Genomic DNA, 23,898 nt, shown 5'->3' with positions numbered 1-23,898 from the left:
ATTGGAAGGTGTTTGTTGTGACTGAACTAGGAATCCGGCTGAAAGAGGCCAGAGAGGAAAAAGCAATGTCATTGGATGATCTCCAAGCGGCAACAAAGATTCAAAAAAGGTATTTAACCGCCTTGGAGGAAGGAAACTATGACATTATTCCGGGGAAGTTTTATGTTCGGGCATTCATCAAGCAATATGCCGAGGCCGTCGGGCTTGATGCCGATCAGCTGTTTGAGGAGCATAAAAAAGATATCCCGAATACGTATCATGACGATGTGTCTGAAAAGATCTCGGGCATGAAGCTTCAAAAGGAGATGCCAAAGTCGGCATCTAAGGCGCTGGAACTGCTGCCAACGATACTTGTGATTCTAGGTGTAATTGTTGTGATTGCGATTGTGTACGCGATTATACAATTTACGAATCATAAAAGCAGCGATGATAATCATTCAGCTTCGGAAAAGACAATTACGCAAAGTGAAAGCAAGTACGAAATCCCTAAAGATTCAACGCTAAAAGAGAATCAAAATAACAGCTCTGAAAAAGAGGCTGACACTAAAAAAGAAACAAAAGAAAATGAAGATAAAAAAGAAGAAAGTGACAGTGATAAACTGGAGATTAAAGCAACTGGCACTGAAGGATCGTTAACAACTTATGAAGTGTCCGGCGCTGATAAAATCGAGCTTGAATTGAAGGCATCAGACAGCTCTTGGATTCGAGTGCGCGATGAAAACAGCAGCTCTTTAAAAGAGGGAACGCTGAAAAAAGACGAAACCTATAAAAAAGACATAACCGATCAGAAACAAGTTGAAATCCGCACCGGATATGCACCTAATCTGAAAATAAAAATTAACGGTAAGGTTCTTTCCTATGAACTTGATCCGAAAGATGTGATGGCACAAACCATAAAGATTGTAAATAAAAAGGAAGAAAAGTCATCTTAATTACCAGGTGACTTTTCTTCACGTCCGAGTATGAAATTGGAGGGGCTTTATGTTTAACTTACCAAATAAAATCACACTAGCTAGAATCGCATTAATCCCAATCTTCATGGTGATCATGCTGGCGCCGTTTGACTGGGGCAGGCTCGAATTTGGAGACGAATCGATCCCAGTCGCACACTTGGCGGGCGCTATTCTATTTATTGTTGCAGCCACAACAGACTGGGTGGACGGGTATTATGCCCGAAAGCTGAATCTCGTGACAAACTTCGGGAAATTTCTTGATCCGCTTGCGGACAAACTGCTTGTATCCGCAGCGTTAATTATCCTTGTTCAATTTGATCTTGCTCCAGCTTGGATGGTCATTGTGATTATCAGCCGGGAGTTTGCCGTGACAGGTTTAAGGCTTGTCTTAGCCGGAACTGGAGAAGTCGTAGCAGCTAATATGCTTGGTAAAATTAAAACCTGGGCACAAATCATTGCGGTTTCCGCATTGCTTCTTCATAATCTTCCGTTTGAACTTGTGTCATTCCCGTTTGCTGACTTGGCGCTGTGGGTAGCCGTCTTCTTTACTGTCGTTTCAGGTTGGGAATACTTCTCCAAAAATTGGGAAGCGCTGAAAACATCTAATTAAGAAAGAAGGACTTACGTCATGGAATTTCCAAAAAAAGCAGAAATTATTGCAGTCGGTTCTGAGCTGCTGCTTGGCCAAATCGCCAATACAAATGCTCAATTTATCAGCAAACAGCTCGCTGAAATCGGAGTGAACGTATTTTATCATACAGCAGTCGGAGATAATCCGGAGCGGCTGAAGCAGGTCATCCGTACTGCTGAAGAACGATCTGACTTCATTGTTTTTTCAGGAGGTCTCGGACCGACAAAAGATGATCTGACGAAAGAAACGATTGCAAATGTGCTGGGCCGTCCGCTCGTATTAAATGATGAAGCGTTCCAATCCATTGAGGATTATTTCAAACGGACAAAACGAACGATGTCACCTAATAACCGAAAACAGGCGCTTGTGATCGAAGGATCTGACGTACTGGCGAATCACTTCGGAATGGCGCCGGGAATGCTCACAGAGCACGATTCGCGCTTTTATATGCTTCTTCCTGGGCCGCCAAGCGAATTGCGTCCCATGTTTGAAAACGAGGCAAAGCCTCTTCTGCTGAAAAAGATGGGCTCAAATGAAAAAATTGTGTCAACCGTTCTTCGCTTTTTCGGTATCGGCGAATCTCAGCTTGAAGCCGACTTGGAAGATATTATTGATGCGCAAACGAACCCGACAATCGCTCCTTTGGCGGCTGACGGAGAGGTAACGCTGCGTCTGACAGCCAAACATGCTGACGAAAAGGAAACGGGGCGTCTGTTAAAAGAAACAGAGGCTGTTATCTTAGAACGTGTCGGGGAATTTTTCTATGGCTACGATGATACTTCCCTTGTAAAAGAGCTTTCTAAAGCATGTAAGGAAAAAGGCATTACGATTGCCGCCGCAGAAAGCTTTACCGGCGGGCTGTTTTCTGAATGGCTGACGGATCTTAGCGGTGCTTCAACACTATTTACCGGCGGCGTTGTTTGCTATTCAAACGACGTGAAGCAGCATGTGCTTGGCGTCAAGAAGGATACTTTAGACCGTTTTGGGGCGGTCAGCAAGGAGTGCGCATCAGAGCTGGCAAAGGGTGTTCAAAAGCTCACTGGCAGCGATATCGGCATCAGCTTTACCGGTGTAGCAGGTCCTGATACGCAAGCAGGGCATGAGCCTGGACATGTGTTTATCGGCATTTCAGCAAATGGAAAAGAAGAGGTTCACGAGTTTCACTTTGCGGGTTCCAGAACGGGAATCAGAAAACGCGGCGCCAAATACGGCTGCCATTTAATCTTGAAGCTTTTAGAACAAAAATAATATTTTCAGCACATTATCCTCCTAAGAAAACATGATTTCTCTGATCCATTATGGTATTTTGATAGAAATCACGCCAAGAAAAAATCCGAATATGCGTTCGCTTTTTTCTTGGCAAATCCCTTCAAACAGGGTATAGTATATGTAGTGGTAACATAAAGGAGGAAAAAATAGAATGAGTGATCGTCAGGCAGCCTTAGATATGGCTCTTAAACAAATAGAAAAACAGTTCGGCAAAGGTTCCATTATGAAACTGGGAGAAAAGACAGATACAAGAATTTCTACTGTCCCAAGCGGCTCCCTCACTCTTGATACGGCACTAGGAATTGGCGGATATCCGCGCGGACGGATTATTGAAGTATACGGTCCTGAAAGCTCGGGTAAAACAACTGTGGCGCTTCATGCGATTGCTGAGGTTCAGCAGCAGGGCGGACAAGCCGCGTTTATCGATGCAGAGCATGCGTTAGACCCGGTATACGCGCAAAAGCTCGGTGTCAACATCGAAGAGCTTTTACTGTCTCAGCCTGACACAGGCGAGCAGGCGCTTGAAATTGCGGAAGCGTTGGTTCGAAGCGGTGCAGTTGACATTGTTGTTGTCGACTCTGTGGCGGCTCTCGTTCCGAAAGCGGAAATTGAAGGCGACATGGGAGATTCGCATGTTGGTTTACAAGCACGCTTAATGTCTCAAGCGCTTCGTAAGCTTTCAGGAGCCATTAACAAATCGAAGACAATCGCGATTTTCATTAACCAAATTCGTGAAAAAGTCGGTGTTATGTTCGGGAACCCGGAAACAACTCCTGGCGGCCGTGCGCTGAAATTCTACTCTTCCGTACGTCTAGAAGTGCGCCGTGCTGAACAGCTGAAACAAGGCAACGACGTAATGGGGAACAAAACGAAAATCAAAGTCGTGAAAAACAAGGTGGCACCGCCGTTCCGTACAGCCGAAGTTGATATTATGTACGGAGAAGGCATTTCAAAAGAAGGCGAAATCATTGATCTTGGAACTGAACTTGATATCGTGCAAAAAAGCGGTTCATGGTACTCTTATGAAGAAGAGCGTCTTGGACAAGGCCGTGAAAATGCAAAACAATTCTTGAAAGAAAATAAAGATATCATGCTAATGATCCAGGAGCAAATTCGCGAACATTACGGCTTGGATAATCACGGAGCAGTGCAGCAAGCTGAAGAGGCACAAGAAGAATTAGAATTTAAAGAATAAAAATAAAATCAGTTTGAAATGATACTAAAGGCTGGGTGAAAAACTCAGCCTTTTTATTTTTGCAAAAAATGATAAAAATATTGCTTTTTTTGACAACTTTTTCAGTGCCTCATTCGTCTAACAAAACGTGTGCAAAATGGATTTATTTATTTTGGGAGGAAAAAATAAATGACAAGCCCAACCAGCAGAAGAACTGCGAAACGCAGACGGAAAAAACTAAATAAAAGAGGCAAACTTTTGCTTGGTTTTTTAGCGGCGATGATTTGCTTTTCGATTTGGAATGCGCTTCATCGAGATAGTGAAGAGAACGAGCCATCTCAAGAAACTGCAGCAGTTTCAGATACCGGTCAGAAAAAAGAGGCTAAAGAGAAAACCGCCAAAAAAACAGAGGAACAAATCAAAACAGTGGACCGTAATCAAAAAATCAGCAATTATTTAAATGAGATCGGTTTCAGCGGAACAGCCATGATTGTCAGAAATGGAGAAATCGTAACTCATAAAGGTTTTGGTTATGCAGACCGTAAACATCACATTCACAATAATCCTTTGACATCTTTTTATGTCGGTTCGTCACAAAAAGCGCTGATTGCAACCGCTATTTTGCAGCTTGAGGAAAAGGGAAAACTTCAGACAAGTGATCCGGTAAGCACGTATTTACCTCAATTCCCTAACGGACAAACGATTACTTTGAAGAATCTGCTCACACATACATCTGGAATAAACGGACATATTGAGGGTAACGGGGCAATCACTCCGGACGATTTAATAAAAGACATAGAACGTCAGGGAATCAAACGTCAGCCGGGCGTATGGGACTATCAGGATTCCAACTATTCTGTTCTCGCTTATATTGTTGCTGAAGCAAGCGGTGAGTCCTATGAACAATACATAACGAATCATATTTTTAAATCGGCGGGGATGACGCATGCGGGCTTTTACAAAACATATCATAAAGAACCTTATCCGGCTGTCGGTTATAAGCTGAAGGCCAGCAGATCAATTACACCGTATATGCCCGATTTATCCCAGCTGTATGGAGCCGGTGATATCTATATGAGCGCTGGAGATATGTACAAATTTGACCAAGCGCTAATAGACGGCAAACTGTATTCGCAAAAAAGCTATGAAAAGATGTTTACACCGGGGAGCAGCTCCACATACGGTATGGGATTTTATATTGCTCCCGGGAGCTATTCAAACCATGGTGTCATGCCGGGCTTCAACATCTTGAACAGTTTTAGCAAATCTGGGCAAACCATTGTTATTTTGTTGTCGAACATTCAAAATAACGCTAAACTAGGCCAAGTGAACAATAAAATATACCAGCTTCTGAATCAAGAGTGATTCATGATCTTTTTTTGGGAAGGATTGCACGCAGCACCAAAAAGGCAACTGGTCTGCAAACGTTAAGATGGCAAGCTTGACAAGTATTTCCGACACATTTACAATGAAGTTGTAACATTTGTTTTTTTAACATGATTGTTAAACCATTTAAACTTGACAAGGGCGATGAAAATACTCATTCCCTGTGAAGGTTCTGTATGTTGAGAAAACTAGACAATGTACATGCCGACACTTATTTAAGCAACAACCAAGTTCATAGCAAGAGGAGGTGAAAGTATGACCCCAATTATGATGGTTCTCATCTCCATTTTGCTGATTCTACTCGGTTTAGTTGTTGGCTACTTTGTTCGTAAAACCATTGCCGAAGCGAAAATTGCGGGCGCACGCGGTGCAGCCGAGCAAATTCTTGAAGATGCAAAGCGTGATGCTGAAGCACTGAAAAAAGAAGCTCTGCTTGAAGCAAAGGATGAAATCCACAAACTTCGAATAGATGCTGAACAGGAAGTTCGTGAAAGACGAAATGAGCTTCAAAAACAAGAAAACCGTTTACTCCAAAAGGAGGAAAACCTTGATCGCAAACATGAGGGAATTGATAAACGGGAAGCGATGTTGGAGAAGAAAGATCATTCTCTGAATGAACGACAACAACATATTGAAGAGATGGAAAGCAAAGTGGATGAGATGATTCGTATGCAGCAGTCAGAGTTGGAACGAATTTCGAGTCTGACTCGTGATGAGGCAAAACAAATCATCCTTGAACGGGTTGAAAACGAGCTTTCACATGACATCGCCATCATGACAAAAGAAACTGAAAACCGCGCGAAAGAAGAGGCGGATAAGAAAGCGAAAAACATTCTTTCACTCGCCTTACAGCGCTGCGCAGCGGACCACGTTGCTGAAACAACGGTATCAGTTGTTAATCTTCCAAATGATGAGATGAAAGGACGTATCATCGGACGGGAAGGGCGTAACATTCGTACGCTTGAAACGCTGACAGGAATTGACCTGATTATTGATGATACACCTGAAGCTGTCATTCTTTCCGGATTTGATCCGATCAGACGTGAGACAGCAAGGATTGCTCTTGATAAACTCGTTCAGGATGGCCGTATTCATCCGGCACGGATTGAAGAAATGGTAGAAAAATCTCGCCGCGAGGTCGATGACTATATTCGTGAGATGGGTGAGCAAACGACATTTGAGGTTGGCGTTCATGGCCTCCACCCAGATCTCATCAAGATTCTCGGCCGCTTAAAGTTCCGTACAAGCTATGGTCAAAATGTGCTTAAGCATTCCATGGAAGTCGCATTCTTGGCCGGCCTAATGGCATCGGAGCTTGGAGAAGACGCAAAGCTTGCTAAACGTGCAGGCCTACTTCACGACATCGGAAAAGCAATTGATCATGAAGTAGAAGGAAGCCACGTTGAAATCGGAGTTGAGCTTGCGACTAAATATAAAGAGCACCCAGTCGTGATTAACAGTATTGCATCACACCACGGGGATGAAGAGCCGACTTCCATTATCGCTGTGCTGGTAGCGGCAGCAGATGCGCTTTCCGCTGCAAGACCTGGCGCAAGAAGTGAGACGCTCGAGAATTATATTCGAAGACTTGAAAAGCTCGAAGAAATTTCTGAGTCCTACGAAGGTGTTGAAAAATCATTTGCCATTCAGGCTGGACGCGAAGTGCGTATTATGGTGAAGCCGGATTCAATTAATGATCTTGAAGCTCATCGACTGGCGCGAGATATCCGTAAGCGAATTGAGGACGAGCTCGATTATCCAGGTCATATTAAAGTGACAGTAATCAGAGAAACCCGAGCCGTTGAGTATGCAAAATAAAGTGATGCGCTAAGCATCACTTTATTTTTTTGACGGCCAAAGAATTTGAAGAATAGGAAGGATTTTTACAAAATGAGAATTTTATTTATCGGAGATGTTGTCGGTTCACCGGGCCGTGACATGGTCAAAGAATATGTACCAAAGCTAAAATCAAAATATAAGCCTCACTTTACTATTATTAATGGTGAAAATGCCGCACATGGCAAAGGCCTGACGGAAAAAAATTATCACAGCTTAATCCAGGCTGGCGCCGATGCAATCACTATGGGGAACCACACATGGGATAAAAAAGAAATTTTCGATTTTATAGATGACGTTCCGAATTTGGTTCGCCCTGCAAACTTTCCAGAAGGAACACCGGGAAAAGGGATCACATATGTGAAAGCAAACGGCAAAGAGCTTGCCGTCATTAATTTACAAGGACGCACGTTTTTACCGCCGCTTGATGATCCGTTTTTAAAAGCGGATGAGTTGATTGCCGAAGCTGCGAAAAGAACACCGTACATTTTTATCGACTTCCATGCCGAAGCGACAAGTGAAAAGCTCGCACTTGGCTGGTATACAGACGGCCGGGCATCAGCTGTCGTCGGAACTCATACACATGTGCAAACAGCGGATAACCGCATTTTTCCAAAGGGTACGGCATATATTACTGATGTAGGAATGACTGGCCCATATGACGGTATACTGGGGATGGACAGAGAGACGATTATTAAGCGATTCAAAACGAACCTTCCAGTCCGTTTTACTGTCGCTGAAGGAAAAACAACGCTGAGCGGAGTTGTCATTGACATCGACGACCAAACGAAAAAAGCTGTCAAAATTGACCGGATCTTGATCAATGATGATCACATGTTCTTTGAATAATTGAACATATGGTTATTTTATAAAAATATTAAAAAGAAAAGCAGGAATATAGCAACTCCTTAGTGAATATAGTAAAAATGGAAGGTAGCCCGCTATTTTTGAAAAGCATTGTGGGGATGGCTTTTTGGATAGCAACATCTAATAATGATTGTTCTAATGAACACTCACTTATCCATTGTAAAACTAAGGGGGAGCAGAAATGGAAATCTTAAAAGTTTCAGCAAAATCGAGTCCAAATTCAGTGGCAGGTGCGCTTGCGGGTGTGTTAAGAGAGCGAGGAGCCGCCGAGATTCAAGCGATTGGAGCGGGTGCATTAAACCAGGCTGTAAAAGCTGTGGCGATTGCCAGGGGATTTGTGGCGCCTAGCGGCGTTGATTTGATTTGTATTCCGGCTTTTACCGATATTCAGATCGACGGGGAAGAAAGAACGGCAATTAAATTAATCGTGGAGCCTCGCTAAAAACAAATAAAGCATTCTCAACCTGTTTGCATGATGCAAACAGGTTGTTTTTCATTTATTGTGATGTTTTCTTCCAATAGTATTTTCGTCATATAAATGAGTGATATACAAAAGTCAGCAATGACCTAGAACGTTTCAGAAAAAAAATCCGCCCATTTTTCAAGACGGATACTTTTGTCTTTCTCAAGAAGACAGTGCTGTTTACGCTTATTCCATATCATGGTACAATCCAAATGTAACAAGAATTTTTCAAGGAGGATTGTACATGCAGAGTGGAAAGATGAAAGCTCTAATGAAAAAGGACGGGATGTTCGGTGCTGTGCTGACTGAAGTTCCCATTCCTGAGATCGATAAACATGAAGTCCTCATAAAAGTGAAAGCTGCTTCAATATGCGGCACGGATGTGCACATTTATAATTGGGATCAATGGGCACGTCAGAGAATCAAAACACCCTATGTTTTCGGCCATGAGTTCAGCGGTATTGTTGAAGCTGTAGGAGAGAATGCCGGCAGTATAAAAGTGGGGGAGTATGTGTCTGCGGAAACGCACATTGTCTGCGGAGAATGTGTCCCTTGCGTAACCGGAAAATCTCATGTTTGTACCAATACTGCTATTATCGGGGTGGACACGGCAGGCTGTTTTGCGGAATATGTAAAAGTTCCTGCTGATAACGTTTGGAAAAACCCCGCCGATATGGATCCGGCGATTGCTTCCATTCAAGAGCCTTTAGGAAATGCGGTTCATACAGTGCTTGAGAGCCAGCCAGCAGGAGGAACAACTGCAGTCATTGGATGTGGACCGATTGGCCTTATGGCTGTTGCGGTTGCAAAAGCAGCAGGTGCTTCTCAAGTAATAGCGATTGATAAAAATGAGTATCGGTTGACGCTTGCCAAACAAATGGGAGCTGCATGTACTGTTTCTATTGAAAAAGAAGACCCGCTCAAAATTGTAAGCGCTTTAACAAGTGGGGAAGGAGCGGATCTCGTTTGTGAGATGTCCGGCCATCCCGCAGCTATAGCGCAGGGTCTGGCGATGGCCGCAAATGGGGGAAGATTTCATATTCTCAGCTTGCCGGAACACCCAGTGACAATTGATTTGACGAATAAAGTGGTATTTAAAGGACTAACAATCCAAGGAATCACCGGAAGAAAAATGTTTTCGACTTGGCGGCAGGTGTCTCAATTGCTCAAATCAAATGTACTCGATCTTTCACCTGTTATTACCCATCAGTTTCCGTTAGAGGAGTTTGAGAAAGGATTCGAACTGATGAGAAGCGGCCAGTGCGGAAAAGTGATTTTAATTCCATAAAAGGGGGATAAACATGACGAAGGAATTTGAGTTTTTAAAAGCAGAGCTTGATAGAATGAAAGAAAATCATACGTGGCAAGAGATAAAACAGCTTGAATCAATGCAGGGCCCTTCTGTCACAGTAAATCATAAAAATGTTATTCAGCTTTCTTCCAATAATTACCTCGGATTCACTTCACACCCAAGACTCATCAAAGCCGCACAGGAGGCCGTCCAGCAATTTGGAGCCGGCACCGGATCAGTGAGAACGATTGCCGGTACATTTACAATGCATCAAGAGCTCGAGAAAAAGCTGGCAGCCTTTAAAAAAACGGAGGCGGCACTTGTATTCCAATCAGGCTTCACAACAAACCAAGGCGTACTTTCAAGTATTCTTTCAAAAGATGATATTGTCATCTCAGATGAATTAAACCATGCCTCTATTATTGACGGTATCAGACTGACAAAGGCGGATAAAAAGGTGTATCAGCACGTTGGTATGAGTGACTTAGAGAGGGTGCTGAGAAAGTCAATGAATTATCGGATGCGTCTGATTGTGACTGACGGTGTATTTTCTATGGACGGCAATATAGCCCCTTTGCCTGATATTGTAGAGCTAGCTGAGAAATATGACGCATTTGTGATGGTGGATGACGCCCATGCATCAGGAGTGCTTGGCGAAAACGGCAGGGGAACGGTGAATCACTTCGGTCTGGATGGCAGAGTCCATATTCAAGTCGGAACGCTAAGCAAGGCAATCGGAGTGCTCGGCGGCTACGCTGCCGGTTCAAAGGTGCTGATCGATTATTTGCGCCATAAAGGCCGTCCGTTTTTATTCAGCACGTCCCATCCGCCGGCTGTCACTGCAGCTTGTATGGAAGCGATTGATGTCTTGCTGGAAGAGCCGGAGCATATGGAGCGCTTATGGGAGAATACGGCCTATTTTAAATCTATGCTTGTAAAGATGGGTCTAACTCTCACACAGAGTGAAACGCCGATTCTGCCTATTTTAATAGGTGATGAAGGTGTGGCAAAGCAATTTTCTGATCAGCTCCTTTCTCGCGGCGTTTTTGCCCAAAGCATCGTTTTCCCGACTGTTGCAAAGGGGAAAGCCAGAATCCGCACAATGATTACCGCTGAGCACACCAAAGAAGAACTGGATCAGGCGCTTGACGTCATCGAAAAGACGGCTAAGGAGCTCCGGCTATTGTAAGGGGAAGAGTATACTCTTCCTCTTTTGATTCCTTATTGATTATTATTCTCAATAAGTGTACAATGATAGGTTGCCAGTTGTGCAGAGCTTCAATAACCTTTATACTGAAGGGTGGAAGTTTGGTTTGAAAGGAGAAATCATGACATGAATGAAAAACAAAAATTAGAGAGCGGACAAGTTCATCCATCGGACAAAAAATCCGAGAAGGATTACAGCAAGTACTTTGAAGCTGTTTATATTCCGCCTTCCTTAAAAGATGCGAAAAAACGAGGCAAGGAAGCCGTTACCTATCATAATGACTTTAAAATTTCTGAACAATTTAAAGGATTAGGAGACGGAAGAAAGTTCTATATCCGTACGTACGGCTGCCAAATGAATGAACATGATACAGAGGTTATGGCAGGGATCTTTATGGCGCTCGGTTACGAAGCGACAAACTCTGTTGACGATGCCAATGTCATTTTGTTAAACACATGCGCCATCCGTGAAAATGCCGAGAATAAGGTGTTTGGTGAACTGGGGCACTTAAAAGCGCTGAAAAAGAACAATCCTGACCTTATTTTAGGTGTCTGCGGCTGTATGTCTCAAGAGGAATCAGTCGTGAACCGGATATTAAAAAAACATCCGTTTGTCGATATGATTTTCGGAACGCATAACATCCATCGCCTGCCGGAGCTTTTGTCAGAAGCATACCTTTCAAAAGAAATGGTCGTAGAAGTTTGGTCCAAGGAAGGGGACGTTATTGAAAACCTTCCGAAAGTCCGGAACGGAAAAATTAAGGGCTGGGTCAATATCATGTACGGCTGTGACAAATTCTGTACGTATTGCATTGTGCCTTACACACGCGGAAAAGAAAGAAGCCGCCGCCCTGAAGAGATTGTTCAGGAAGTGAGAAGGCTCGCAAGCGAAGGCTACAAAGAAATTACATTATTAGGCCAAAACGTAAACGCGTATGGAAAAGACTTTGAAGATATCACGTACGGCCTCGGTGATTTGATGGACGAATTGAGAAAAATCGATATCCCGAGAATCCGTTTTACAACGAGTCATCCGCGTGACTTTGACGACCGTCTCATTGACGTGTTGGCAAAAGGCGGCAACCTGCTCGACCACATTCATCTTCCGGTTCAATCAGGAAGCTCAGAGGTTCTGAAGCTGATGGCCCGAAAATATGACAGAGAGCGATACATGGAGCTTGTTAGAAAAATCAAAGAGGCAATGCCAAACGCTTCTTTAACAACGGACATTATCGTCGGATTCCCGAACGAAACGGACGAACAGTTTGAAGAAACGCTTTCTCTATACCGCGAAGTGGAATTTGACAGCGCCTATACGTTTATTTACTCTCCGCGTGAGGGCACTCCGGCTGCTAAAATGAAAGACAATGTACCGATGCGCGTGAAAAAAGAACGTCTGCAGCGCCTGAACGCACTGGTGAATGAAATTTCTGCTAAAAAAATGAAGGAATATGAAGGCAAGGTTGTCGAAGTATTAGTTGAGGGTGAAAGCAAAAATAACCCTGATATTCTTGCCGGCTACACTGAAAAAAGCAAGCTTGTCAATTTCAAAGGGCCGAAGGAAGCCATCGGCAAAATTGTCCGCGTGAAAATCCAGCAAGCGAAAACATGGTCGCTTGACGGAGAAATGGTAGGAGAAGCAATCGAGGTGAAATAAGATGACGCTCTACTCAAAAAAAGACATCGTGCAACAGGCACGAAACCTTGCAAAAATGATCTCTGAAACTGAAGAGGTTGATTTTTTCAAACGGGCTGAAGCGCAAATTAATGAGAATGACAAAGTATCTGCAATCGTTAATCAGATTAAAACCCTCCAAAAGCAGGCTGTCAATCTGAAGCATTATGAAAAGCATGAAGCGCTCAAACAAGCAGAAGCAAAAATTGACGCGCTGCAAGAAGAGCTTGAACAGATCCCTGTCATCCAGGAATTCAGGGACTCGCAGACGGAGGTAAATGACCTTCTGCAGCTCGTTGCACACACCATTTCCAATCAAGTCACAAATGAAATCATCACGTCAACCGGAGGCAACCTGCTGAAAGGGGAAACCGGTTCGAAGGTGAAACATTCAAATAACAGCTGTTCTTTCTAAACACGGTGCCTTTACAGGCCCGTGTTTTTTTATATTCAAGCGAAAAAATGAACTAAATAATCTATGTGCCAAATGTTCATTTTGTTTTTCTGTGCTCAGCCGCGATGAACTTTATCGCACTTAAAAGTAAAGTTTCTAGGCACGCCTGCATACAATGGAACAGAAACTTTGTATTTTTATATTTTATTTATAAAAATGCACACTAGACAAATGCCCAGCATAAGATAACACGAAGAAGAACAAGGAGGCATGCCGGAATGTCTGAATACAGGGAAATTATTACGAAGGCGGTAGTAGCGAAAGGCAGAAAATTCACCCAATGCACCAATACCATCTCCCCTGAGAAAAAACCGAGCAGCATTTTGGGCGGTTGGATCATTAACCACAAGTATGACGCTGAAAAAATCGGGAAAACAGTAGAAATTGAAGGGTATTATGATATAAACGTATGGTACTCTTACGCGGACAACACAAAAACAGAGGTTGTCACAGAACGGGTAAAATACGTAGATGTCATTAAACTCAGATACAGAGACAACAATTACTTAGATGATGAGCATGAAGTGATTGCCAAAGTCCTTCAGCAGCCAAATTGCCTTGAAGTGACCATTTCACCGAATGGAAATAAAATTGTTGTGCAGGCAGAAAGGGAATTCTTAGCGGAAGTGGTAGGGGAAACAAAGGTTGTTATTGAGGTTAATCCTGACTGGGAAGAAGATGACGAAGAAGATTGGGAAGATGAGCTTGATGAAGAGCTCGAAGACATCAATCCTGAATTTTTAGTGGGAGATCCTGAAGAATAAAAAAGAGACTAGGGGAGACGGTACCCCAAGTCTCTTTTTTATATTGATATATCATTCTTTTATCACTTTTTGTTTATGTTATAATGAAGTCTGGAAAATAGAAACGTTGATACATAGTGAGGGATTAAACGATGGCCGGTTATACGCCTATGATACAGCAATATTTAAAAATAAAGGCAGAGCATCAGGATGCCTTTTTATTTTTTCGCCTTGGTGATTTTTATGAAATGTTTTTTGAGGACGCCAAAAAAGCGTCACAAGAGCTGGAAATTACATTAACGAGCAGAGACGGCGGTGCGGCTGAAAAAATACCGATGTGCGGTGTGCCGTATCATTCCGCTTCTGCGTATATCGAGCAGCTGATTAAAAAAGGGTACAAAGTGGCTATCTGTGAACAGACGGAAGACCCGAAAGCCGCAAAGGGTGTTGTAAGAAGAGAAGTGGTACAGCTGATTACGCCCGGAACTGTAATGGACGGCAAAGGCATCCATGAATCAGAAAACAACTTTATCGCATCTGTTTCTGACTGCTCGAACGGATACGGGGTGGCACTGTCTGATTTAACAACGGGAGAAAATTTGGCTGTCTTGATTGAGCGGATAGAAGATGTCATATCAGAAATTTATTCAGTCGGCGCACGGGAAATCGTCGTTTCAGGAAGCATGGATGCCGATACAGTCGCACAGCTGAAAGAGCGGTGCGGTGCAACGATCTCAATTGAAGATGGAGAAACAGACGAACACGTAACGATCATTGAGCACTTAAATAATGAAGATGTCACAAAAACATTTTTGCGTTTATACACGTATCTGAAAAGAACCCAAAAGCGCAGCCTCGATCATCTTCAGTCCGTACAGGTGTATGAGTTAGAGGAAGCAATGAAAATTGATTTGTATTCAAAGCGCAATCTGGAGCTGACTGAAACGATCCGTTCAAAAAATAAAAAAGGCTCTCTTTTGTGGCTGCTGGATGAAACAAAAACGGCAATGGGAGGCAGGCTGCTGAAACAGTGGATTGACCGGCCGCTTATCAGAGTCAATCAAATTGAAGAGCGCCAGGAAATGGTGGAAACATTGATGTCCCATTTCTTCGAACGGGAAGACCTGCGTGAACGTTTAAAAGAAGTATATGACTTAGAGCGCCTTGCAGGCCGCGTCGCCTTCGGAAATGTCAATGCCCGGGATTTAATTCAGCTGAAGGAATCGTTAAAGCAAGTGCCTGGCATCAAACAGCTGGTTGCTTCACTGGCTCATGACAAAGCCAAGAAACGCGCGGAGCGGATTGATCCTTGCGGGGATGTACTTGAATTGCTGGAAGAAGCGCTGTACGCAAACCCTCCTTTATCGTTAAAAGAAGGGAACCTGATTAAAGACGGATACAATCAAAAGCTTGATGAATACCGTGATGCAAGCAGAAACGGGAAAGACTGGATTGCCCGCCTGGAACAGCAGGAGCGGGAATACACGGGCATTCGCTCTTTAAAGGTCGGCTTCAATAAAGTTTTCGGTTATTACATTGAAGTGACAAGAGCGAATTTGCACTTGCTTGAGGAAGGGCGCTATGAGCGGAAGCAGACGTTAACGAATGCAGAACGCTACATTACACCTGAATTAAAAGAAAAAGAAGCGCTCATTTTAGAAGCGGAAAATAACATCTGTGAGCTGGAGTACGAGCTGTTCACCGAGCTGCGTGAAAAAGTGAAACTGTATATTCCGCGGCTGCAGCAGCTTGCCAAGCAGATGAGCGAGCTTGACGCACTGCAATGCTTTGCGACAATCAGTGAAAATCGTCACTATACGAAACCGGAATTCTCTGAAGATGAAGTCGAAGTGGTAGAAGGCAGACACCCGGTTGTGGAAAAAGTCATGGACAGCCAGGAATATGTCCCGAACAATTGTATGATGGGCGATAACAGACAAATGCTTCTCATTACCGGTCCGAACATGTCAGGGAAGAGCACGTATATGAGACAAATCGCGCTCATTTCCATCATGGCGCAAATCGGCTGCTTTGTCCCCGCGAAGAAAGCGGTGCTTCCGATTTTTGATCAGATTTTCACGCGAATCGGCGCTGCAGATGATTTGATTTCCGGACAAAGTACTTTTATGGTGGAAATGCTAGAAGCTAAAAATGCGATTGTCAATGCGACGAAAAACAGCCTTATTCTGTTTGACGAAATCGGGCGGGGAACGTCCACTTATGACGGGATGGCGCTGGCACAAGCGATTATCGAATATGTTCACGATCATATCGGCGCCAAGACGCTATTCAGTACGCACTATCACGAGCTGACCGTTCTTGAGGACAAGCTGCCGCAGCTGAAAAACGTTCATGTTCGCGCTGAAGAATATAACGGAACGGTTGTCTTTCTTCATCAAATAAAAGAAGGAGCAGCCGACAAAAGCTACGGTATCCATGTAGCCCAGCTTGCCGAGCTGCCGGAAGATCTCATTGCGCGCGCTCAAGATATTTTAAAGGATCTTGAGCATTCAGGGAACAAACCGGAAGTGCCGGTGCAGAAATCTGTGGTGAAAGAAGAGCCGGCACAGTTGTCCTTTTTTGACGAAGCGAAAAAGCCGGCTGAAGCACCGAAGCTTTCAAAAAAAGAAAAGCAAGTGCTCGATGCCTTCAAATCACTTAATATACTGGATATGACACCTCTTGAAGCGATGAATGAAATGTACAAGTTGCAAAAGAAATTACATTAAAACGGGGTGATGAATGTGGCTAAAGTCATCCAGCTGTCAGATGAGCTTTCAAATAAAATAGCGGCGGGCGAGGTTGTGGAGAGGCCCGCCTCAGTCGTCAAAGAATTGGTGGAAAATGCGATCGACGCTGACAGCACAGTCATTGAAATCGATATTGAGGAAGCAGGTCTTGCATCCATTCGGGTATTGGATAACGGCGAAGGAATGGAAAATGAAGATTGCAAGCGTGCTTTCAGCCGCCACGCAACGAGCAAAATAAAAGATGAAAATGATTTATTCAGGGTTAGAACGCTTGGTTTTAGAGGAGAAGCACTGCCGAGTATCGCGTCAGTCTCTCATCTGGAGATGACGACAAGCACCGGTGAAGGAGCAGGGACGAAGCTCGTACTTCAAGGAGGAAATATGATTTCCGAATCGCGTTCCTCAAGCAGGAAGGGAACTGAAATTGTCGTATCCAATCTGTTTTTTAACACACCGGCCCGCTTGAAATATATGAAAACTGTTCATACAGAGCTTGGGAACATTACAGATGTGGTCAACCGTATAGCGCTTGCACACCCAGAGGTATCGATCCGCCTGCGCCATCATGGGAAAAACCTGCTTCAAACGAACGGAAACGGAGATGTGCGCCATGTCCTGGCAGCGATTTACGGTACGGCTGTCGCCAAAAAAATGCTTCCGCTGCACGTGAGCTCATTGGATTTTGAAGTCAAGGGATATATCGCCCTCCCAGAGATTACACGGGCGTCGAGAAACTATATGTCGTCTGTCATCAATGGCCGTTATATTAAAAATTTCCCGCTCGTCAAAGCGGTGCATGAAGGATATCATACGCTTCTGCCAATCGGGCGTCATCCAATTACCTTTATAGAAATTACGATGGACCCGATTTTAGTCGATGTCAACGTGCATCCATCGAAGCTTGAGGTTCGTCTCAGCAAGGAAACAGAGCTTCATGACTTAATTCGTGACGGAATTAAAGACGTATTTAAACAGCAGCAGCTGATTCCGAGTGCCCAGCTCCCGAAAAAATCGGCACCTGTTATCAAAAATGAGCAGCAGTTCATCACATTTGATGAAAAGCCTGCGGAAAGAAAAGTTCCGGAAAAAGCGCCTGCGCCGTCTTATTCACCAATGAAGCTCAGCTCAGTCGTGAAAGATCCGGTTGATGCGGAGGAAGAATTGCCTTCTGTTCAATTTGATGCTCCTCCTATGATTGAACAGGAACAAAGCATTGAGGCGCCTAATGTTTCAGAAGGGCAGCCTGAAGCATTTGAGCACGAACATCATCATGAAGAGCAGCCGCAGCCAGCATCTGAGCGGGTTCCGATTATGTACCCGATCGGTCAGATGCATGGGACATATATATTGGCACAAAACGAGAACGGCCTGTATATTATCGACCAGCACGCCGCCCAAGAGCGTATTAAGTACGAATATTTCCGTGAAAAGGTGGGGGAGGTTGAGCCTGAGGTGCAGGATATGATCGTGCCCTTGACGTTCCACTATGCCACGAACGAGGCGCTGATTATTGAACAGCACAAACAAGAGCTCGAAAGCGTCGGTGTCTTTTTAGAGTCATTCGGGTCAAACAGCTACATCGTCCGCTGTCACCCGGCCTGGTTTCCAAAAGGTGAAGAAGCCGAGCTGATAGAAGAAATCATTCAGCAGGTGCTTGATTCCAAACAGATTGATATTAAAAAACTGAGGGAGGAAGCGGCGATTATGATGAGCTGCAAGGGCTCCATCAAAGCAAACCGCCACCTCAGAAATGACGAAATCAAAGTGCTTCTGGACGACCTCCGAAGCACATCAGACCCATTTACATGCCCGCACGGCCGTCCGATCATCATTCACCATTCCACTTATGAAATGGAAAAGATGTTCAAACGCGTGATGTAGCGGGGCAGCAAGGGGGATTTAGGCATTGAGACATTCTTCGAATGGATCAATGCTTTTTTGTATACGTTTGGAAAAGCAGATGATAACAAACTTATATTTACAAACAATTTAAATAAATGTATATTTTAGGTAGTGGAGGTGAGAACATGACGTCTGGTCCAAATGTAGTTATCATCTTGGATGAACTGGCTATTGAGAATGAAGGAATCCTTGTTTTTGAATGCAGAATCTAAATTCAATCATCATTGTTTTGCTTCCTGTTTCTTATGAGCAGGGAGTTTTGTTTTGCGTTGAAGAGAACTTGAGGCTGTCGCCCGCCCAATTTTATAAATGAGTAATTTCAAAATTGAAGGAGGGTGTTTCGTGATGGAAATGTGTATCTGGCCGTTCATTCTTTTTTATTGATTTACGAACCGATATTTGGATACTTTTATTTTCAAAGGTTTAAAAGAAATATCAAGACTGGTGAAAATGGAAATGAAAGAGTGAAGTATAATGTTCGTACAATGATCGGATTATGGATTCCCGCTAAGAGGGTTTTTAATGTTTGTTCTCGTGTTTTTGTTCCCTCATATTTTCAATCGGGATCGTCATCCTCCTTTCATCACTCCTTTTTTGGATGAGCTCATACATATCAGGGGCTGTGGCAGGGAGTGATCGGAACTTCACTGGTTGGGGCTTTGTTTTCCGCTTTATATATCACCGTTGATTCTATGAATCTACTCATCATTTTACATTTTCTTGTCTATTATCTCACGAAAATTAGACGATGGGACTGATATAAAGGCAAAAGCCGCTTGGATCATTTCAAACGATTTTTAAGCAGCTTTCCCATTTGCCTGGTTACCAAATGCAAGTTCAATGAAAGCCATCAATGCTGATATCACAAGAACCAAGGCATCCGGAATAGATATAGACTGCATAAAGTAATCTGCAAAACAGATCGTTATGAAATTGCTCGTAAAGTACAGGGTAAAGGCAAAAAGTGCAGTCTTTTTCAATGAAAGTGATATTGCCAGGATCATAGAGACAATCTTTGTGAGTGGGTCTATGATCAAGCCCACAGCAAAACAGACTAAAATAAATAAAGCTAATGTTTGATTGGAATCATATGTGACGCCCAGTATGGAGAATAATCCTTTTATCCCAAAGAAAAAGCCGCCGAAGATCACTGCAAATGCGATGGTAACGGTAAGAATGATAGATACAATCACGATTAATTTTGAGCTTAGGTTTAAATCTTTAAACGGCTCGTTCTGTGCTTTTTGGCTCAAGCATGACACTCCTTTCACCTGCTTACTCATACAAACGGTTACCCTTAAAATTGGCAAGAATACGAATCTTCAAATCTGTTCTTAATGAAAACAACAAACATTCAAGGATCCACAGATAGATCATTCGGAAAACAGTATAACATATTTTTACATGAACTAAAAAAGCCCTTTTCCAGCGGAAAGGACCTTCTTTTTCATCATGTTAACTCCTGAGATTCGCCGAAGCTTTCTCTTTTTTCGGCCAGATAAAATAGCTGGCGGTAAAGAGAAAATCAATGCCTATGACGACTGTCCATATTTTAAGTATGCCGCTTAATGCCTCGGTTCGGGCAGTATCATTGATGAAATAGATCATCCCCGCTAGTAATCCCGCCCCAATAAGATACGCCAGCACGTGTCTTATCCAGCCTTTAGCATAGTGTTTGGCGTGATCCATTCCATAGCGTTTCAGCGGCTTGGATCCTTGTTTTGCCACATAATATTGAAATCTTTCATCCGCCCATTGAATCATTTGTTTTCCAAAAGCGATCGATATACCGATATAAACAGCCGCAATCCCATGGGCTGCAGTCGCTGAGGCTCCTCTGTAAAGGTCTACAGCAGTTGCCGCTAATAAAATCAAATCAATAATTGGGGTTAAAGCAAAGAATAGCAGTCCTAATCTATGTTGTTTGAATAGGTAACGTACAGCAAGCCCTAAAACAATCACAACCCAAAACGCAATTTCACAGAAGACAATCATCCATGCGATACCGTTCAATTCATTCCCCTCTTTTCAATACAGTTGTATTATTTAAATCATATGTTATCATCTTTATTTTTATAATACAACTGTATTATAAAAATTGCTCTCTTCTTTTTTTCTTGTTACAATAAAGCTATGCCAAAACAAATTGACCATGAGAAAAGAAGAAAACAAATTGCAGAAGCGACGTGGCGGGTCATTTTAGAACGGGGGATGGAGGGAGCCTCAGCCAGAAACATTGCAAAGGAAGCAGGATTGTCATTAGGTGCGCTGCGCCATTATTTCTCTACACAGGATGAACTGCTTGTTTTCGCAATGAAACTTGTTCAAGAAAAGGTGATGGACCGTATTGAGCACATTGCAATGAAGGATGTGCCCCCTAAGGAAAAAGTGTTACATATTTTGCTTGAAATTGTCCCAACGAATGAAGAAACGATTAGAGAGATGGAGGTGTGGTTTGCTTTTACGGTTTACGCCAGACATAAAAAGGATAGGTTTGATGCGAATCATGACGGGATTTACAGGGGAATGCGGAATGTGATTGCCTATTTAGCTGAATTCGATTTACTGAAGCAGGATGCTGATAAAGACATTGAAGCTGAGAGACTTTACGCGCTGATTGACGGCTTGGCTTTACATGCGATGCTTGACCATGTGCGAGTAAATAAAGATCGGATCGAACGTGTCATTATGCAGCATATCGAATCAATTTGCGTGGAAGAAACTTATGAGACAGAAGAAAGAAATCCCTAAGACGCGTGCGAAAAAGCTATTTTCAAAAGAATAGCTTTTTTATATGCGGAAAGAACAAGAATCTCTGAAAAAAATGGAAAATAAGCATGCCGTTTGGTAAAGTGGAATGAAAGACGGACTCGGGCTGAACAGTTTACCGATCTTTCATTTAAGAACTTTACTTGATAGGGAATGATGTAAATGAATCTTACTTATAAAGTACATCCGATTAAAACAAGATATCAAGGCTGGACGAATTATTGCTATATCATTGAAGATATTGTAAGCAGATCTGCAATTGTTGTTGACCCCTCATGGGAACTGAGTAAAATAACAACTAAACTTTCCGAGCTTGAGACTGAATTAACAGCAATCATATTGACACATTCTCATTATGATCATGTAAACCTGGTCGAGCCGCTGACGAAGATGTTTAACGCTCAAGTTTATATGTCAAAAAAAGAAATTGATTATTATCAATTCCGGTGCAGCAATTTAATTGGCTTGCATGATCAACAGACGATCAGCATAGGAAACATGAGAGTGCAATGCCTTCTCACTCCGGGGCACACAGCCGGAGGAATGTGTTATTTGTTTTCCGAGAGTATTTTTACCGGAGATACGGTATTTACAGAAGGGTGCGGCATATGCGAGGGTGATGGCAGTTCTGCGGAAGAGATGTTCAGAAGCATTCAAAGGATTAAGTCGGAGGTTTCGACCTATGTACGAGTGTTTCCTGGCCACTCATTTGGCAAAACGCCCGGCCATACGATAGAGGATCTTTACCAGTATAATATTTACTTTCAAATTGATAATAAAGAACATTTTGTGAAATTTCGCACCCGTAAAAACCAAAAAGGTATTTTTGATTTTAAATAAGGCTTTTGAATCTATTGTCCTATTTTCCTTCGAATATCTAAATGATCAGTAATGTTTAAAATGATTATATAGAAGGATTTGATTTGTTTTGAATAAGGCTCTGGAGAAAAGATGAAGCGCATTCTCCTCATATCCATGCCCTATAAGTGATACGGGTCATTTTTCTTATGTTCTGCTATAGCCTCTGATCCTTTATGCCCCAATTGAAAAAAATAGGAAAACAATCGAGTGAACTGTAGGAAAAATTAACTTGACGTTAATATTTACAGAGGTTACCATCAACATGAACATGCTACTATTTATCCGGTCATCACTATTTTTTATAAAATCATACAGAAGTGCATCATATTTACTAATCGGAAGGGTGGCTTTGAGAGAATGATCACATATGTTTTTCCGGGTCAGGGTTCGCAGAAACAGGGAATGGGCAGCGAACTATTCGATGAATTTAAAGAACTGATGGCTCAGGCAGATGAGATCCTAGGATATTCAATTAAACGTCTTTGCATAGAAAATCCTTATTCTAATTTAAACAAAACGCAATTTACACAGCCGGCTTTATATGTGGTAAACGCATTAAGCTACCTGAAAAAAATCCGTGAAGCGGAAGCTAAGCCCGACTTTGTCGCCGGGCACAGCTTGGGTGAGTACAATGCGTTATTTGCAGCGGAAGCCTTTGATTTTGAGACAGGTTTAAAGCTTGTCAGAAAAAGAGGCGAGCTGATGAGCATGGTGAGCAACGGCGGCATGGCAGCTGTTATGGGATTAAATGAAGAGCAGGTTGCAAGTGCTCTGAATCAATATGATTTACACAATGTTGATATCGCTAATGTGAACGCCCCATATCAAATTGTGATTTCAGGCAGAAAAGATGATATTGAAAAAGCCGCATCTCTTTTTGAAACGATGACTGAAGTTACAATGGTACTCCCCTTAAACGTAAGCGGCGCGTTTCATTCCAAATACATGAATAAAGCGAAAGAAGAATTCGAGCAATTTCTTCATACCTTTCATTTTTCGCCTCCGTCTATCCCGGTTATTTCTAATGTGTATGCCAAACCGTATACATATGAATTAATGAAGCAGACGCTGGCCGATCAAATCAACCATTCAGTGAAATGGACGGAGAGCATAAACTACTTAATGAAAAAAGGCCAACTAGAGTTTGAGGAAATAGGGCCTGGAAATATTTTAACAGGGTTAATTCACCGTATAAAGAAAGATGCGGAAGCAATGTCCCGCTGAAAATGATGATCCCTAAGATCATGCACCGCTAAAGGCAGGCTAGAGATAGATTTCCTTTTAGTCAAGGTATAAAGTTTTAGAGGTGCAATCGTTCGTTCGACACTGTTTCTAAATGAATAACTTTATATACTGTTACATAATGAGGCTGATAAAACATGTCCGCACCATATTAGACATTTGAACTATGTCAGTCAGCCGGCATGGATGCCAAACCATCGCTCTCACATCTGATGGTCTCTTTTTCACCGCACCCAATCATTCATAGAGCCGATGTTTTTTGCTGATCCTGTTAGCATGTTATGCCAAATTAGAGATATCAACATACATCTACGACCACTACATAATAGATCCGCATCCAGAGCACCAAAACAATCTTCCTAAAGTTCCATTATGTCTTTTCATTAAATAATCGGATTTCACTCGCTGCTGTGTATCTTTTACAGC

The 23,898-nt window shown here is 42.8% G+C and carries 20 protein-coding genes and 1 pseudogene; 19 read left to right on the top strand and 2 right to left on the bottom strand.

The annotated features are described in order from the left end of the window. Nucleotides 1-17 precede the first annotated feature (17 nt). The 15 genes from rodZ to mutL all read left to right on the top strand — a co-directional run bounded on the left by rodZ (nt 18) and on the right by mutL (nt 18,579). Nucleotides 18-932, top strand: a complete 915-nt coding sequence (rodZ, locus tag JMN17_RS05535; protein WP_087991655.1) for a cell shape determination protein RodZ — start codon at nt 18-20, stop codon at nt 930-932. 49 nt (nt 933-981) lie between these two features. Next, complete coding sequence (gene pgsA / locus JMN17_RS05530) at nt 982-1,563, top strand: CDP-diacylglycerol--glycerol-3-phosphate 3-phosphatidyltransferase (protein ID WP_087991656.1); 582 nt, start codon at nt 982-984, stop codon at nt 1,561-1,563. Nucleotides 1,564-1,581: 18 nt separating this feature from the next. Next, nucleotides 1,582-2,832 carry a competence/damage-inducible protein A gene (locus tag JMN17_RS05525; RefSeq protein WP_087991657.1) on the top strand — a complete coding sequence of 417 codons (1,251 nt, stop codon included), beginning with the start codon at nt 1,582-1,584 and terminating at the stop codon, nt 2,830-2,832. Between the two features lie 172 nt (nt 2,833-3,004). Beyond that, a complete protein-coding gene (gene recA, locus JMN17_RS05520; protein ID WP_087991658.1) occupies nt 3,005-4,048 on the top strand; it encodes a recombinase RecA in 1,044 nt (347 codons plus the stop codon). Between the two features lie 168 nt (nt 4,049-4,216). Further along, a complete protein-coding gene (locus JMN17_RS05515; protein ID WP_202327668.1) occupies nt 4,217-5,392 on the top strand; it encodes a serine hydrolase domain-containing protein in 1,176 nt (391 codons plus the stop codon). A gap of 276 nt (nt 5,393-5,668) precedes the next feature. After that, on the top strand, nt 5,669-7,231 hold the full coding sequence (gene rny / locus JMN17_RS05510; RefSeq protein ID WP_003221010.1) for a ribonuclease Y: 1,563 nt from the start codon (nt 5,669-5,671) through the stop codon (nt 7,229-7,231). Nucleotides 7,232-7,303: 72 nt separating this feature from the next. Beyond that, nucleotides 7,304-8,098, top strand: coding sequence for a 2',3'-cyclic-nucleotide 2'-phosphodiesterase (ymdB, locus tag JMN17_RS05505; RefSeq protein ID WP_148961786.1), 795 nt, complete (start codon nt 7,304-7,306; stop codon nt 8,096-8,098). Between the two features lie 199 nt (nt 8,099-8,297). Then, nucleotides 8,298-8,558 (top strand): stage V sporulation protein SpoVS, encoded by a 261-nt coding sequence (gene spoVS, locus JMN17_RS05500; RefSeq protein ID WP_003154135.1) that lies wholly within the window; start codon nt 8,298-8,300, stop codon nt 8,556-8,558. A gap of 265 nt (nt 8,559-8,823) precedes the next feature. Continuing rightward, nucleotides 8,824-9,867 (top strand): L-threonine 3-dehydrogenase, encoded by a 1,044-nt coding sequence (gene tdh / locus JMN17_RS05495; protein WP_087991660.1) that lies wholly within the window; start codon nt 8,824-8,826, stop codon nt 9,865-9,867. Nucleotides 9,868-9,880: 13 nt separating this feature from the next. Beyond that, a complete protein-coding gene (locus tag JMN17_RS05490) occupies nt 9,881-11,059 on the top strand; it encodes a glycine C-acetyltransferase (protein WP_087991661.1) in 1,179 nt (392 codons plus the stop codon). Between the two features lie 144 nt (nt 11,060-11,203). Further along, entirely contained in the window at nt 11,204-12,733 is a 1,530-nt protein-coding gene (miaB, locus tag JMN17_RS05485; protein ID WP_087991662.1) for a tRNA (N6-isopentenyl adenosine(37)-C2)-methylthiotransferase MiaB, read from the top strand. Nucleotide 12,734: 1 nt separating this feature from the next. Continuing rightward, the gene (gene ricA / locus JMN17_RS05480; protein ID WP_202327667.1) at nt 12,735-13,166 is read left to right on the top strand and encodes a regulatory iron-sulfur-containing complex subunit RicA; all 432 of its coding nucleotides are present in this window, start codon (nt 12,735-12,737) and stop codon (nt 13,164-13,166) included. A 257-nt stretch (nt 13,167-13,423) separates the two neighbouring features. Continuing rightward, complete coding sequence (cotE, locus tag JMN17_RS05475; protein ID WP_087991664.1) at nt 13,424-13,969, top strand: outer spore coat protein CotE; 546 nt, start codon at nt 13,424-13,426, stop codon at nt 13,967-13,969. Between the two features lie 131 nt (nt 13,970-14,100). After that, nucleotides 14,101-16,677: a DNA mismatch repair protein MutS gene (mutS, locus tag JMN17_RS05470; RefSeq protein WP_202327666.1), complete on the top strand. Its 2,577-nt coding sequence runs from the start codon at nt 14,101-14,103 to the stop codon at nt 16,675-16,677. A 15-nt stretch (nt 16,678-16,692) separates the two neighbouring features. Further along, on the top strand, nt 16,693-18,579 hold the full coding sequence (gene mutL / locus JMN17_RS05465) for a DNA mismatch repair endonuclease MutL (RefSeq protein ID WP_202327665.1): 1,887 nt from the start codon (nt 16,693-16,695) through the stop codon (nt 18,577-18,579). A gap of 818 nt (nt 18,580-19,397) precedes the next feature. On the opposite strand, the gene JMN17_RS05460 is transcribed toward mutL, so the two are convergent. Together JMN17_RS05460 and JMN17_RS05455 are read right to left on the bottom strand one after the other, a co-directional pair. Beyond that, nucleotides 19,398-19,853, bottom strand: a complete 456-nt coding sequence (locus tag JMN17_RS05460) for a YrvL family regulatory protein (protein WP_202327664.1) — start codon at nt 19,851-19,853, stop codon at nt 19,398-19,400. 202 nt (nt 19,854-20,055) lie between these two features. Then, nucleotides 20,056-20,613: a hypothetical protein gene (locus JMN17_RS05455; RefSeq protein WP_202327663.1), complete on the bottom strand. Its 558-nt coding sequence runs from the start codon at nt 20,611-20,613 to the stop codon at nt 20,056-20,058. Nucleotides 20,614-20,733: 120 nt separating this feature from the next. Between JMN17_RS05455 and JMN17_RS05450 the strand changes: the two genes are divergently transcribed. From JMN17_RS05450 to fabD, 4 genes and pseudogenes are all read left to right on the top strand, one after another. Beyond that, nucleotides 20,734-21,351 carry a TetR/AcrR family transcriptional regulator gene (locus JMN17_RS05450; protein WP_202327662.1) on the top strand — a complete coding sequence of 206 codons (618 nt, stop codon included), beginning with the start codon at nt 20,734-20,736 and terminating at the stop codon, nt 21,349-21,351. Nucleotides 21,352-21,531: 180 nt separating this feature from the next. After that, a complete protein-coding gene (locus JMN17_RS05445) occupies nt 21,532-22,209 on the top strand; it encodes an MBL fold metallo-hydrolase (protein WP_087991457.1) in 678 nt (225 codons plus the stop codon). A gap of 111 nt (nt 22,210-22,320) precedes the next feature. Beyond that, nucleotides 22,321-22,591: pseudogene (locus JMN17_RS05440) on the top strand (hypothetical protein). Beyond that, complete coding sequence (gene fabD, locus JMN17_RS05435; RefSeq protein ID WP_087991458.1) at nt 22,588-23,454, top strand: ACP S-malonyltransferase; 867 nt, start codon at nt 22,588-22,590, stop codon at nt 23,452-23,454. The pseudogene JMN17_RS05440 and the gene fabD overlap by 4 nt, the downstream one beginning before the upstream one ends. Nucleotides 23,455-23,898 lie beyond the last annotated feature (444 nt).

The organism is Bacillus sp. RHFS10, assembly GCF_016757475.1.
Lineage (GTDB): Bacteria > Bacillota > Bacilli > Bacillales > Bacillaceae > Bacillus > Bacillus subtilis_G.
The sequence above is the reverse complement of the archived record's forward strand: the minus strand, read 5'-3'. Positions and strand labels throughout refer to the sequence as shown.